This window comes from Nocardioides yefusunii, from assembly GCF_004014875.1.
In the GTDB taxonomy this organism is placed as follows: domain Bacteria; phylum Actinomycetota; class Actinomycetes; order Propionibacteriales; family Nocardioidaceae; genus Nocardioides; species Nocardioides yefusunii.
The window spans coordinates 330041-342446 of record NZ_CP034929.1 but is presented as its reverse complement, the minus strand read 5'-3'; the positions used below and the strand labels follow the sequence as shown (position 1 = coordinate 342446).

At 70.4% G+C, this 12406-nt stretch carries 12 protein-coding genes; 8 read left to right on the top strand and 4 right to left on the bottom strand.

The window, feature by feature from the left end:
• Nucleotides 1-125: 125 nt before the first annotated feature.
• Entirely contained in the window at nt 126-1463 is a 1338-nt protein-coding gene (locus EOV43_RS01410) for a M20/M25/M40 family metallo-hydrolase (RefSeq protein ID WP_128219351.1), read from the top strand.
• A gap of 16 nt (nt 1464-1479) precedes the next feature.
• On the opposite strand, the gene EOV43_RS01405 is transcribed toward EOV43_RS01410, so the two are convergent.
• The gene (locus tag EOV43_RS01405) at nt 1480-2217 is read right to left on the bottom strand and encodes a FadR/GntR family transcriptional regulator (RefSeq protein WP_128219350.1); all 738 of its coding nucleotides are present in this window, start codon (nt 2215-2217) and stop codon (nt 1480-1482) included.
• Between the two features lie 144 nt (nt 2218-2361).
• Between EOV43_RS01405 and EOV43_RS01400 the strand changes: the two genes are divergently transcribed.
• The gene (locus tag EOV43_RS01400; RefSeq protein ID WP_128219349.1) at nt 2362-3837 is read left to right on the top strand and encodes an MFS transporter; all 1476 of its coding nucleotides are present in this window, start codon (nt 2362-2364) and stop codon (nt 3835-3837) included.
• A 2-nt stretch (nt 3838-3839) separates the two neighbouring features.
• On the opposite strand, the gene EOV43_RS01395 is transcribed toward EOV43_RS01400, so the two are convergent.
• Complete coding sequence (locus EOV43_RS01395) at nt 3840-4310, bottom strand: GNAT family N-acetyltransferase (protein WP_206611364.1); 471 nt, start codon at nt 4308-4310, stop codon at nt 3840-3842.
• Between the two features lie 173 nt (nt 4311-4483).
• Between EOV43_RS01395 and EOV43_RS01390 the strand changes: the two genes are divergently transcribed.
• Together EOV43_RS01390 and EOV43_RS01385 are read left to right on the top strand one after the other, a co-directional pair.
• Nucleotides 4484-5560 carry an HpcH/HpaI aldolase/citrate lyase family protein gene (locus EOV43_RS01390; protein WP_128219348.1) on the top strand — a complete coding sequence of 359 codons (1077 nt, stop codon included), beginning with the start codon at nt 4484-4486 and terminating at the stop codon, nt 5558-5560.
• Nucleotides 5561-5587: 27 nt separating this feature from the next.
• Nucleotides 5588-6448: an HpcH/HpaI aldolase/citrate lyase family protein gene (locus EOV43_RS01385; protein WP_128219347.1), complete on the top strand. Its 861-nt coding sequence runs from the start codon at nt 5588-5590 to the stop codon at nt 6446-6448.
• 111 nt (nt 6449-6559) lie between these two features.
• On the opposite strand, the gene EOV43_RS01380 is transcribed toward EOV43_RS01385, so the two are convergent.
• Nucleotides 6560-8287 carry a COG1361 family protein gene (locus EOV43_RS01380; protein WP_128219346.1) on the bottom strand — a complete coding sequence of 576 codons (1728 nt, stop codon included), beginning with the start codon at nt 8285-8287 and terminating at the stop codon, nt 6560-6562.
• A gap of 227 nt (nt 8288-8514) precedes the next feature.
• Between EOV43_RS01380 and EOV43_RS15265 the strand changes: the two genes are divergently transcribed.
• Complete coding sequence (locus EOV43_RS15265; RefSeq protein WP_164878603.1) at nt 8515-8658, top strand: hypothetical protein; 144 nt, start codon at nt 8515-8517, stop codon at nt 8656-8658.
• 123 nt (nt 8659-8781) lie between these two features.
• On the opposite strand, the gene EOV43_RS01375 is transcribed toward EOV43_RS15265, so the two are convergent.
• The gene (locus tag EOV43_RS01375) at nt 8782-10023 is read right to left on the bottom strand and encodes an MFS transporter (protein WP_128219345.1); all 1242 of its coding nucleotides are present in this window, start codon (nt 10021-10023) and stop codon (nt 8782-8784) included.
• 246 nt (nt 10024-10269) lie between these two features.
• On the opposite strand from EOV43_RS01375, the gene EOV43_RS01370 reads away from it, so the two are divergent.
• From EOV43_RS01370 to EOV43_RS01360, 3 genes are all read left to right on the top strand, one after another.
• On the top strand, nt 10270-11055 hold the full coding sequence (locus EOV43_RS01370) for an IclR family transcriptional regulator (protein WP_128219344.1): 786 nt from the start codon (nt 10270-10272) through the stop codon (nt 11053-11055).
• 253 nt (nt 11056-11308) lie between these two features.
• On the top strand, nt 11309-11800 hold the full coding sequence (locus EOV43_RS01365; RefSeq protein WP_128219343.1) for a hypothetical protein: 492 nt from the start codon (nt 11309-11311) through the stop codon (nt 11798-11800).
• 81 nt (nt 11801-11881) lie between these two features.
• Entirely contained in the window at nt 11882-12391 is a 510-nt protein-coding gene (locus tag EOV43_RS01360; RefSeq protein ID WP_128219342.1) for a hypothetical protein, read from the top strand.
• Nucleotides 12392-12406: the final 15 nt, after the last annotated feature.

Genomic DNA, 12406 nt, shown 5'->3' with positions numbered 1-12406 from the left:
AGATGTGAACGGGTGACTTTGATCAGGCGGGGCCCGCACGGAACGGTCACGAAGTGTCACACCGCTCACGCACGCATCCCCCGGATCAGGAGCGTGGCGTCACACCGGTGACTAGCCTCGACCTCGTGAACCCTGCCGACCCCTCCCCCGCCCTGCTGAAGCTGCAGCGTCTGGTCCGGATCCCGACCGTCTCCGACCGGGATCCTGCGCTGGTCGACGACGCCGCCTTCGCCGCCCTGCACACGGCGTTGGCCGAGGAGTACCCGCTGCTCCACACCCAGCTGGAGCGGACCGCGCTGGCGGGACACTCGCTGCTCTACCGCTGGCGCGGCGCGTCGTCGGAGCGACCGGTGGTGCTGATGGCGCACATGGACGTCGTTCCCGTCGACGCCGACGCCACCTGGACCCACGCTGCGTTCGACGGGGTGATCGCCGACGGTTTTCTGTGGGGCCGCGGCACTCTGGACGACAAGAACTGTGTCGCCGGGATCTGTGCGGCCGTCGAGGAGCTCCTGGGTGAGGGGTTCGTCCCGGCCCAGGACGTGTGGCTCTCGTTCGGTGCGGACGAGGAGGTCTTCGGAACGGGCGCCGTCGCTGCCGTCGAGCACCTGACCTCGCTCGGCGTGCGCCCCTGGATGGTGCTCGACGAGGGTGGCGCGGTCGCCCACGACTCCTTCCCCGGTGTCGCAGCTCCGATCGCGGTGATCGGGGTGGCGGAGAAGGGTGCCACGTCGTTCGAGCTCCGCGTCGACGGCCGGGGCGGCCACGCCTCGCAGCCCGCCGCGAAGGGCCCGACGTGGCGTCTGGCGCGCGCGGTGATGCGGTTGGAGAAGAAGCCGTTCCCGGCCCGGATGCCCGCGCCCACCCTGGAGCTGTTCCGCCGGATGGCTCCGCACGCCCCCGCCGCGTTGCGCCCGCTGATGGCGAACTCGTCGAAGCTGGCGCCGTTGCTGGCCCGGGCACTGGTGCTGGCTGGCGCGGAACCGGCCGCGATGGTCCGCACGACGGCAGCGGTGACCCAGCTGAGCGGATCCCCGGCGATCAACGTGATCGCCTCGACCGCGAAGGCCGGCGTCAACGTCAGGATCATGCCGGGCGACTCGGTGGCCTCGGCGACCGCACACCTGCGGGACGCGATCGACGACGAGCACGTCCACCTCGACCTGCTGGAGAGCGCCGAGCCGACGCCGGTCTCGGCGTTCGAGGACGAGCCGGCGTTCGCGCTCCTGGAGCGCACCGTCGCCGAGGTCTTCCCCGACGCGGTGCCCTCGCCGTACGTCCTGATGGGCGCCACCGACTCGCGTCACTTCGCAGCTGTCTGCGAGCGGGTGTACCGGTTCGCCCCGTTCCGGATGAGCAAGGCCCAGCGGGAGTCGATCCACTCCTACGACGAGCGGATCGGCCTCGAGGCGTTCGACGAGGGCGTGCGCTGGTACGGCCAGTTGCTGCGCAACCTGGACTGACCGGCCCGACGTCGGGTCAGGCGTCGTGGTCCGTGGCGTCCCCGGCGGTCGGGACGAGGTCACGCAGGACGTGGTCACGCGCCACTGCGGCGGCCCGGTCCTCGTCACCGGCGGCCAGCGCAGCCAACAGTGCTGCGTGGTCGGCGTGACGGGAGGCCGCGTCGATCCCGGGACGGGCCTCGCCACGGCTGACCGCGCGACGCAGCCCCCGCATGACGCCGGCGTGCATGTCGGCGATCAGGGCGCTGCCGGAGGCGCGGACGACGAGGGCGTGGAACTGGCCCGGCGTCGATCCGCGCTCCACTCCAGTGGTCGACCCGGCTCCCAGGTCGGCGCCCGCTTCGGCGCCGGCGGTGCTGGCGACGTCGTCGTCATGGGAGGTCCGGAGCGCTGAGAGCTCCTTGGCCGAGATCCGGCCGGCGGCGAGCCGGGCCGCCTCGACCTCGAGGGCGACGCGGGTCTCGATCAGATCGACGACACCACGCCCCGCCATGAACTCGCCCAGGACCTCGGAGACCGGGGTGAGGGAACGGACGAAGGTGCCGCGACTGGGGGCGGGTTCGAGCATGCCCATGTTGGCGAGAGTGCGAACCGCCTCACGGATGGTGCTGCGGCCCACGCCGAGCTCTTCGACGAGTTCCTTCTCGGTGGGGATCCGGGAGTTCAGCGGCCACTCCCCCGAGACGATGCGGTGCTGGAGGACGCGGAGCGTCTGTCTGGCTCGGCTGGTGCCGTGAGCCGCGGCGGTGACCATGCGGGGTGGCCTTTCGGGTGGACAGGATCATGAGGGGACCGCCCACGTTACCCGCGGGGCTCGGCTGCGACGGACCATCGCGACGGTGCACCAATCGCCCCAGATGCCGCTCCGAGAACCTCTCCGCTGCGTAACGTGCCAGCCATGGCAGTCGCACCCACCTCCGCCGGACGCGTCGTCCCCACGTTCGCCGCCGTCGTCGCCCTGCTCGCAGGCGTCGAGGTCGCCTCCGGCGTCCTGCAGGGCTTCTACACACCGATCTTCCCCGCACTCGCCGAGCACCTGCGGATCTCCGAGGGTGACCTCAACTGGTTCGAGGCTGCCCAGCTGACGGTCTCCGCGCTCTGCATCCCGCTGCTGTCACGCCTTGCCGACCTGTGGGGCCACAAGCGCGTCATGGTGCTGGCGACCGCGATCACCGCGCTCGCTTCGTGGGCCACCGCCGTCGCTCCGGGATTCTGGACGTTCTTGGGCGCATGGGCGTTGCAGGGTGCCTACATCGTGTGGCTGCCGATCGAGGTCGCGATCGTCTACCGGATCACCGCCGACACCGGCGAGCAGGGACGTCTGACCCGCAAGGCCGCCGCGATCCTGGTGGGTGTCCTGGAGACGTCGGTGATCGTGGCCGCACTCTCCAGCGGCGCACTGGTGGACCGTCTCGACATGAACGTGATGCTGGCGATCCCCGCGGCCGTCACCACCCTGTGTCTGGTGCTGATGCTGCGACTCCTGCCCGACCTCCCCCCGACGACCACCGGACGTCGTCTCGACGCCCCCGGTCTCGCACTGGTCACCACCGGGCTGGTGCTGCTGCTCGCCGGTCTGATGCTGGTCCGTCTCGACGGCCCGGGCGCGGTACGACCATGGCTGCTGGTGGTCCTCGGCCTCGTCGTGATGGTCGGGTTGGTGCGGCACTCGGCGCGCACCGCCGACCCACTCGTCGACGTCCGACTGCTGGCCACGTCGGCCCAGTGGCCGATCCAGATCACGGCGTTCCTCTTCGGGTTCTCGGTGCTGGGTGCGCAGATCCCGCTCTCGACGTTCGCGCAGGCCGACCCCGACGTCACCGGCTACGGGCTGGGTGCCGGGGCATCGTTCGTCTCGATCCTGGTGGGCGTCTACGTCCTGACGATGGCGGTCGGTGCGTTCACGCTGCCGTTGTGGTCGCGTCTCCTCGGTGCCCGCAACGCGCTCGTGCTCGCGGCTGCCCTGGTGGCGCTCGGGTACGCGTTGTGGATCCCGTTGCACGACTCGACGGTGCAGGGCCTGGTCAACATGGGTGTGGCCGGTGTCGGGTCCGGGATGCTCATTGCCGCGCTGCCCGCGGCCGCTGCCGCCGCCGCGCCTGCGGACCGCACCGGGTTCGCGACCGGCATGACCAACGCGACCAAGGCGGTGGGCGGAGCGATCGCGTCGTCGATCTTCGCGATCGCGTTGGCCTCGACCGGATCGCTCGGCGACCCCGAGGCCGGGCACGCGCCGCTCAGCGGCTACCTGACGGTGTGGAGCGTCTGCGCCGTGGCCGCACTGGCGGCTGCGTGTCTCCTGCTCCTGGCCCCCAAGGACGTCTTCGAGGGCGTGGACGAGACCGGACCGGTGGGAGCCGTCCCCGTTCCCTGAGCTCAGAGCATCTGGTCGAACCAGATCTGGTCCCGCAGTTCGATGCCGTCCACCACGGACTCCGGGTACCCGTTGGCCGGGGTGAAGACGTCGCGCACCACGTGGGTCATCCGGTAGCCGCAACGCTGGTGGAAGGCGAGGTTGGCGACGTCGCAGGTGGCCGTGGCGACCACCAACCGACCGATCCCCTGCGCGCGGGCTGCCTCGACGGCGGTCCTGGCCAGCGCACTGCCCACGCCGCGACGCCGTGCCGTCTCCAGGACAGCCGTGCTGGAGACCTCCCAGACCCGGTCGTCGCGAGGGATCGCCTGGACGTGCCCCACCACCGCACCGTCCGGGGCGCGGGCCACCCAGACGCGCCCGGAGCCGAGATAGCCGGAGACCTGCTCGGGCGAGTCGTCGGCCAGTGCGAAGAGCGGGAGCAGCGGCCCGCGATCGTCCAGCCACTCGCTCACCCCGTATGCGTCCTCCACGTCGACGACGCTACCGCGGCCGCGGCGTCCGGCCCGGCGTCCGGCGCGGCGATCGGGTAGCGGTCGTTAACCCGACTGCCACGGATCGGTGACCGCGGTCACCGATTTCGCCAGATGTCCACGGTGGCATCCGTCATACACGCCGGCGAGGCCGCGCTGTTATGTTCCGGCCCATGCGCACTGCCAAGGACTTCTTCGCCCCCCTCGCCGTCGGTGCTCCGGCCCCGGTCCGCGAGATCCCGGCACGGCCCAGCCGCGCCATTCACTTCTTCGACCCGGGCAACCCCAAGATGGCTGCCAAGGTCCCCGAGATGGTCGGCACCGTCGATGTCCTCCTGGGCAACCTGGAGGACGCGGTCAAGGCCGAGAACAAGGAGATCTCCCGCGAGGGTCTCGTGAAGATCGGTCAGGAGACCGACTTCGGCCCGACGCAGTTCTGGACGCGCATCAACTCCCTCGACAGCCCCTGGGTGCTCGACGACCTCACCACCCTCGTCCCCGCCATCGGCCACAAGCTCGACGTCATCATGGTCCCGAAGGTCCAGGGCGCCGAGGACATCCACTACGTCGACCGTCTCCTGGCCCAGCTCGAGGCCAAGGCCGGCATCACGAAGCCGATCCTGATCCACGCCATCCTGGAGACCGCCCGCGGTGTCGCCAACGTCGAGGAGATCTGTGGCGCGTCCCCGCGCATGCAGGGCATCTCGCTCGGTCCCGCCGACCTCGCCGCCGACCGTCGGATGAAGACCACCCGCGTCGGTGGCGGCCACCCCGGCTACCTGGTCCGCCAGGACGCTGCCCCGCTCGCCGAGGGCGGCTACGACTTCACCGGTCAGCGTGCGATCTTCCAGCAGGACCTGTGGCACTACACGATGGCGCGGATGGTCGACGCCTGCGCGATGCACGGCATCTACGCCTACTACGGACCGTTCGGCGACATCAAGGACACCGTCGCGTGCGAGGACCAGTTCCGCAACGCGTTCCTGATGGGCTGCGTCGGCGCCTGGTCGCTGCACCCGGTGCAGATCAAGATCGCCAACCAGGTCTTCTCCCCCTCCGTCGAGGACGTCAAGCACGCCCGCCGCGTGATCGCCGCCATGGGTGACGGCACCGGCGCGGTGATGCTCGACGGCAAGATGGAGGACGACGCCTCCGTCAAGCAGTGCAAGGTCATGGTCGACCTCGCCGAGGAGCTCGCCGCGATCGACCCCGAGCTCAAGGCCCGTTACGACGCCATCGTCCTCGACTGATCCCCCCTGACGAACGAAAGCACTGACATGACTGACTTCACCCCGCTCCGCTCCGTCCTCTACATGCCGTCCTCGAACGAGCGCGCGCTGGAGAAGGCCAAGACCATCCCGTGCGACGGTCTGATCCTCGACCTCGAGGACGCCGTCGCCCCCGACGCCAAGATCGAGGCCCGCGCGAAGGCCGTCGCTGCCGTGCAGTCCGGTGAGTACGGCCGTCGCACCGTCACGATCCGCGTCAACGGCATCGGAACGGCGTGGCACGACGACGACATCGTCGCCGCTTCGCAGGCCGGTCCGGCCGCGATCGTCGTGCCGAAGGTGAACAGCGCCGAGGAGGTGCACCAGCTGGTCGCCGCGATGGAGGCCGCCGGTGCCCCGGAGCACACCAAGCTCTGGGCGATGGTCGAGACCCCGATCGCGATGTTCAACTGCCTCGCGATCGCCACCGCTTCCCCGCGTCTGGGTGCCTTCGTCCTGGGCACCAACGACCTCGTCAAGGAGCTCTACGCCGAGCACGTGCCCGGCCGCGCCCCGATCCTGCCGTCGCTGCACACCGCACTCCTCGCAGGCCGCGCCGCCGGCATCGCCGTGATCGACGGCGTCTACAACGACGTCAAGAACATCGAGGGCTTCCTCGCCGAGTGCGAGCAGGGCCGCCAGATGGGCTTCGACGGCAAGACGCTCGTCCACCCCGGCCAGGTCGAGGGCGCCAACGCTGCGTTCGCGCCGTCCGCCGAGGCGATCGAGGACGCCAAGGGCCTGATCGCCGCCTTCGAGGCCTCCGACGGTGGCGTGGTCACCTACAAGAACAAGATGGTGGAGAACCTCCACGTCGACTCCGCGAAGCGCACCCTGGCGATCGCCGAGGCCGTCGAGGCGCTGGCCTGATTCCTCTGGCCTGATTCCTCTGACCTGACAGACGAAGGGCCCCGGAACCTCACGGTTCCGGGGCCCTTCGTCGTACGTCGTGGTGGTCGCAGTACCCAGCCACCCAGACGGTCATCGAGCGGCGCGCTTGCCGCCCTTCGAGGTCCGACGGTCACGCTGCTCGGGGACGAATCCGTACTGGTCCGGCAGGTGCGCCGGGTCGTCGGCGGTGTGTTCACGGATCGCCTCCATCGCACCGGTGACGATGCTCTGGTCCCGCTGTGCCGCCCGCGCACGCAGCGCCTCGGCCATGCTCGGGGCACCGACCTGGGCCGGCGCGATCACGGCCGGCGCCGGCTCCCACGCCGGAGCCTCGACGGCCGGCCGGGGCTGTGCCACCGGCTGGGGCTGTGCCACTGGCTGGGGCTGAGCGGCTGCCCGGCGCGTCCCCCGCTCCGGGGTGATCGGGGCCGTGAAGGAGACGCTCATCGGCGGTGCCGGCAGGTCCAGCGGCGGCGGGGCCACCACCGGGAACTGTCCGGTGATCTCGTCGATCGGTGCGGTCAACGGGTCGAGGCCCACGGTGCTGCGTGCGCGACGGCCGCGCAGCATCTCGGGTGCGGTCGCCTCCACGTAGCTGGTGACCCGGTCGGTCTCCGGATCGACCGCCGGGTCAGCCGTCTGCACGGCGATCGGCTGGGTGGTCGGTTCCAGGACGGTCGACGCCACGGCGCCGACCGCACCCGAGGACCGCGACGACCCGATGACCCCGATGTGTGCGTCGAGCGCAGGCGCGAGCGGTTCGCTGTTGTGGGGAAGGTGAGTGCGGTCGATCGGGGTCTCGGCCAGACGCGGAGGACCCACCGGGCCTGCGTCGGCGGCACCCCGACGAGGACGGCTCCTGGCCACGGGCGCGGCCGCAGGACGCACCGGCGCAGCGATGGGCAGACGACGAGGGCCCTGGGCGCGGCGTGCTCCCGCCCGGTGCGAGGTCCCCGACGGCGCGGGCCCGTTCCGCACCCGACGCATGCCGGCCACGACCGCCGCGACGGCACCGAGGGCGAGCAGGTACAGCCCCCAGGGCAGGATCCGGGCCTCGACGCGGACGGGCTCGTAGATGTCACCGACCGCGACGTACCCCTCCACCGAGTAGGTGCCGCCCAGGCGTTTGGCGTACTCGAAGGGGATCCGGACGGTGACGGACTCAGCAGGCTGCAGGAGCGAGACGCCGGGGTCGTCGACGGCGGTACCGTCCGGGCCGGCGCCGGGCTCGCCCGCCCAGAGGTACAGGGTCGGCTGGGCCGGGGCGGCGCCCGCGTTGCGCACCGTCATGACGAGGTCGGGACTGGCACTCCCGGTGAACCAGGTGAGAGGTCCGGAGCCTCCCTCCAGGTGGGCGTCGTCGACGACGACCTGCGGGGACTCGACCTTCGAGGCCACCGCGACACCACTGATGTCGACCGACGTGGTGACCGGCCGGCGCTCGGGCACCGACACCTTCAGGACACACGGGCATGGTCCGGCAGGCTCCGTCACCGGCACCCGTGCGGAGAACCTGCCCCCGGCCGGGACCGTGAGGCCCTCACGCACCGTCGTGCAGGTGAAACGTCCGTCTGCACCGGGAACACCACAGATCTCGAGCGTGACCTGGCTGCCCGAACGGAAGCCGTTGCCAACGACGTCCATCGTCGCCCCCAGCCGCACCTGTCCGGGGCCGATGCTCAACTCGGGCTCCGCCTGGGCCGAGGCGGGGCTGGCCAGCCCCACCGTGGTGGCCAGCAGCGTCACCAGGATCGCCAGGCCCCCGGTCGCCGCCGTCGCCCGGCGTGCGCGACCTCCCTGGGACATGCGTGAACTCATCAGTACTACCTCCCGGAGCGAGGCTGACAGCGCTGCTGCGGGACGGTCAACGCCCCTGCGTGCCGCCTGAGCGTGAGGCCCCGTCGGGAGTTGCCCGATATGCGGTAGACCAGTCGACCCCTCGGTAACGATTCGTTCACGAGACGGTTTGAACCGACTTTTCGGCGGTACTAGTGACGACACGCCCCGGCCGCGCTTGGCCGGGGGCTCACACAGGAGGTCTCACCATGATCACTCTCGGTCTCATTCTTCTCATCGTCGGACTCGTCTTCGGACCGAGCATCCTCGTCACGATCGGCGGCATCCTGCTCGTCGTCGGCCTGGTCCTCAACCTGGTCCCGATCGGTGGAAGCACCCGCCGGGTCTTCTGACGCCTCCCCGGGGACAAGAACCCCGGGAACGACGCAGGGCCGCACCCCGTCCGGTGCGGCCCTGCGTCGTTCCCGGCCCCCGCTGCATGTCGTCAGCGGGCCGGTCGTCGATGGTGACGGGACTCAGGCGTCGGCCGGAGCCTTCTCGTCGAGCGGCAGGTGAGCCGGCACGAAGAAGAGGGCGACGAAGGCGATCGCAGCCGCAGCGGCGAAGGCGTAGAAGCCCCACGGGTAGGCGACACCTGCGCCGACCATCGCGCCGCCGAGGGTCGGGCCCATGATGGCGCCCACGCGGCCGACGCCGGCAGACATGCCGAGGGCCGTGGCACGGATGCGGGCCGGGTAGAGGTGTGCGGTGAAGGCGTAGACCAGCACCTGGGCGGAGAAGACGAAGACACCGGCCAGCAGCACTGCGGCGTAGACGACGAACTGGGACTCGATCTTGATCGAGAGCAGGGCCAGGGCCACGGCCGCGACACCGAACCAGACCAGGACGGCCTTCTTGTTGCCGCGCTCGTCAGCGACCTTGCCGGAGACGAAGAGACCGATCACGGCGCCGACGTTCAGGGTCAGGAGCAGGGCGACGCCACCGGAGACGGAGTAGCCGGCCTCGGACATGATCTTCGGCAGCCAGGTGTTGAGGCCGTAGACCAGCAGCAGACCCATGAACGACGCGACCCAGATGCCGATGCTGACGGCCAGGAGGCGGCCCTTGACGACCTCGGAGAGCTTGACCTTCGCGACCGTTCCCTCCTTGACGGCGAGGAACGAGTCGGACTCGGGCAGCTTGAACCAGAGGAACGGCACGAGCGCGAAGCCGGCGAGGCCACCGATCATGAACAGCGACTCCCAGCCCCAGTGCGGGATCAGCCAGAGCGCCATGAGCGAGGTGATGACGGCGCCGACGTGGTAGCCGGTCATCGTGCGGGTGGTGGCCGAGGACGCCGATCCGGCCTTGGCGTACTCACTCATGTAGGTGAGCGCGGTGGGCAGGCAGGCGCCCAGGCCGAGACCCGCGATGAAGCGGAAGGCGATGAACATCTCCTTGTTCGGCACGAAGGCAGTGGCGAACGTGAAGATCGAGAACAGGATCACGCAGGCGACCAGCGTCAGGCGGCGGCCGAAACGGTCCGCGACGGCTCCGGTCATGACCGCACCGATCATGACGCCGATCAGACCGATGGTCGCGGCCGAGGTCAGGGAAGCGGTGGTGAAGCCGAGCGCGTTCTCGGAATCCAGGGTCGGGATGACCGCGCCGAGGACGACCATGTCGAACCCGTCGAGGGTCATGGCCAGCCAACAGAGGATGACGGGCCAGAGGCCGGACGAGGTGCCGGCGCGCGCGACAGCGGTGTGGGAGCTCATGACGAACTGTCCTTTCGAGGGACGGCCGTGGGGGACCGTCCGAGAAACCCTGAAAGGGGCGACGAGGGGCAAGGGGGGGGTGATCCGGTTCCACCGCGTGGGGGGTGGCGGTGAAACCGAATCACGTCTGAGGGTGGTTCCGAGGGCTCCCTGCGAGATCGTCGCGGGCGGTGACCACGGACACAACGTAAGTGGGCCGGGTCACCCAGCGGAAGCGAGATTTCCGCTCAGTGGAAAGATGGGTGAATGCCCGGTAACCTCGCCACACCCGGATCAAGCGTCACTCAGCGCGTACTGGCGCTGCTCTACGCCTTCTCCGACCTGCACCCGCGCCTGACGATGAGCGAACTGGCGCTGATCGCCGACCTGCCCGTCGCGACCACCCATCGCCTGCTCGCCCAGTTGGTCGAGGGCGAGGCACTGGTGCGCCACCGCGACGGTCGCTACTCCGTCGGGCGACGCCTGTGGCAGCTCGGCGCCCTCGCCTCCACCGAGACACAGATGCGCGAAGCGGCCGCGCCGTTCCTCAGCGACCTGCACGCGGCGACCCGCGCGACGATCCACCTCGCGGTGCGCGAGGGCGCAGGAGCGCTCTACCTGGAGCGGATCTACGGCCACACCTCGGTGCCGGTGGTGTCCACCGTGGGCTCGACACTCCCGCTGCACTCGACGGGCGTCGGGAAGGTGCTCCTGGCGCACGCGCCGGCCGACGTCGTGGCCCAGGTCTTCGCCCGCCTGACCCGACACACGCCGTACACGATCACCTCGACCGCACGCCTGACCGAGCAGATGGAACGGATCCGCTCCGACGGATGGGCGAGCACGGCAGAGGAGATGACGTTGGGTGCCTGCTCGCTGGCGGTTCCGGTCCGCGCCGGAACCATGCCCGGCGCGCCGGTGGTGGCGGCGCTGGGCGTCGTCATCCCCACCCTGCGCCGCGACCGGGACCGCCTGGTGACAGCGATGCACGTGGCGGCGGCTGGCATCAGCCGTCAGCTGACCCCGCGGGGCGAGGACGCACTTCGCTACTGATTTCTTGGGCTGGAAACCGAGAAAGTGCAGGCCAAGGAATGGTTTGAGCAAGTGCTTCACCCATGGGGACCACGACACCTGATGACGCAGATCGCCCACCCGCCGCAGAGCGCGCCACGTCACGACGCGTGCGGACCCTGGCGATGCTCGCCATCGTGCTGCCCGTCGCCGCGGGCGCCCTGGTCGCACCGCGTCCCTGGGACGCCTCGACAGCGCGCTGCCCTACGTCGGCATCCCCTGCCTGATCGCGCTGATGATCGGCCTGATCAACACCGACGGCGACAGCGGCGCCCAGATCTTCCAGGTCGTCACGGTGGCCCTACTGCTCTTCGCCGCCTTCCTCCAGGAGGGCGCGCTCTGCCTGCTGATCGCGAGCCCGCTCGTCTACGGCGTCGCGTACAGCGTCCACGGACTGACCCGGATCATCCAGCAGACCGCCGGTCCTCGGCACCACGCACTCGGCATGATCGGGATCGTCGCGTTGGGCAGCCTCGCCTTCGAGGGCACCTCCACGGTGTTGCGGGTCAACCCGCACCAGAGCGTGAGCGCCAGCGACGTCGTCGCCGCCGACTGCTCCACCTTCGAACGCGCCTTGGACCGTGGGCCCGAGTTCGCGGACGCGGACCGTGGCTGGCTCCTCCAGACCACCCCTACCCGGTGCCGTCCGAGGCGCAGGGCTCCGGCCTCGCGGTCGGCGACACCTGGTCGTTGGCCATGCCCACCGGCTCGATCGAGACCGAGGTGACCGACCGCACCGACGGCCGCGTCGACTTCGCCGGCGCCGGCGCCGAGGACCTTCCTCGCCACCCTCTGGGCCTGGTGCGCAGTGCGCGCCGTCGAGCACCTGCAGCCGTGGTGGACGTTCGCCGAGAGTCCCAGCACCTTCCTCGGCATGCCGCTGGAGACGTCGCCGGGCTGGGCGCTGCTGTGGGGCGCTGTCCCCGCGCTGGCCGGTGGCCCGTGGTGGATCTGGGCAGTGGCACTGGGATCCTCCCGCACGGCTCGTCACCACCGGCCCCTACTCCTACCTGACGAACCCGATCCGGCGATGGCCGAGATGCTGCGCGAGTCCCTGACCCACTGGAGCGACGCGGTGTCGGTGAGCGTGCACCGGATCCTGTCGGCGCGCGGGCTCACCGACGCCGTCGAGGTGGACGCGATCACCCAGTCACTGGCAGCGGCCACGATCGACATGCTCACCATCGACAGCGTGCCCGGCGCACCCCTGGGCAATCCGATGGACGCGGTCCACGGTCTCCCGAAGCTGCTCGACCGGACGCTGCGCTTCGTCCCGGCCGCTCTCGCGCGCCGGATCTTCAACTCACTGGCCAGCTGACCCCTGCCACCTGAG

Coding starts and splice junctions, on each gene's coding strand:
- EOV43_RS01405 (WP_128219350.1), bottom strand. CDS start 2,217: ATGGTCACCGCCGCGGCTCACGGCACCAGCCGAGCCAGACAGACGCTC.
- EOV43_RS01400 (WP_128219349.1), top strand. CDS start 2,362: ATGGCAGTCGCACCCACCTCCGCCGGACGCGTCGTCCCCACGTTCGCC.
- EOV43_RS01390 (WP_128219348.1), top strand. CDS start 4,484: ATGCGCACTGCCAAGGACTTCTTCGCCCCCCTCGCCGTCGGTGCTCCG.
- EOV43_RS01385 (WP_128219347.1), top strand. CDS start 5,588: ATGACTGACTTCACCCCGCTCCGCTCCGTCCTCTACATGCCGTCCTCG.
- EOV43_RS01380 (WP_128219346.1), bottom strand. CDS start 8,287: ATGAGTTCACGCATGTCCCAGGGAGGTCGCGCACGCCGGGCGACGGCG.
- EOV43_RS15265 (WP_164878603.1), top strand. CDS start 8,515: ATGATCACTCTCGGTCTCATTCTTCTCATCGTCGGACTCGTCTTCGGA.
- EOV43_RS01375 (WP_128219345.1), bottom strand. CDS start 10,023: ATGAGCTCCCACACCGCTGTCGCGCGCGCCGGCACCTCGTCCGGCCTC.
- EOV43_RS01370 (WP_128219344.1), top strand. CDS start 10,270: ATGCCCGGTAACCTCGCCACACCCGGATCAAGCGTCACTCAGCGCGTA.
- EOV43_RS01365 (WP_128219343.1), top strand. CDS start 11,309: ATGATCGGCCTGATCAACACCGACGGCGACAGCGGCGCCCAGATCTTC.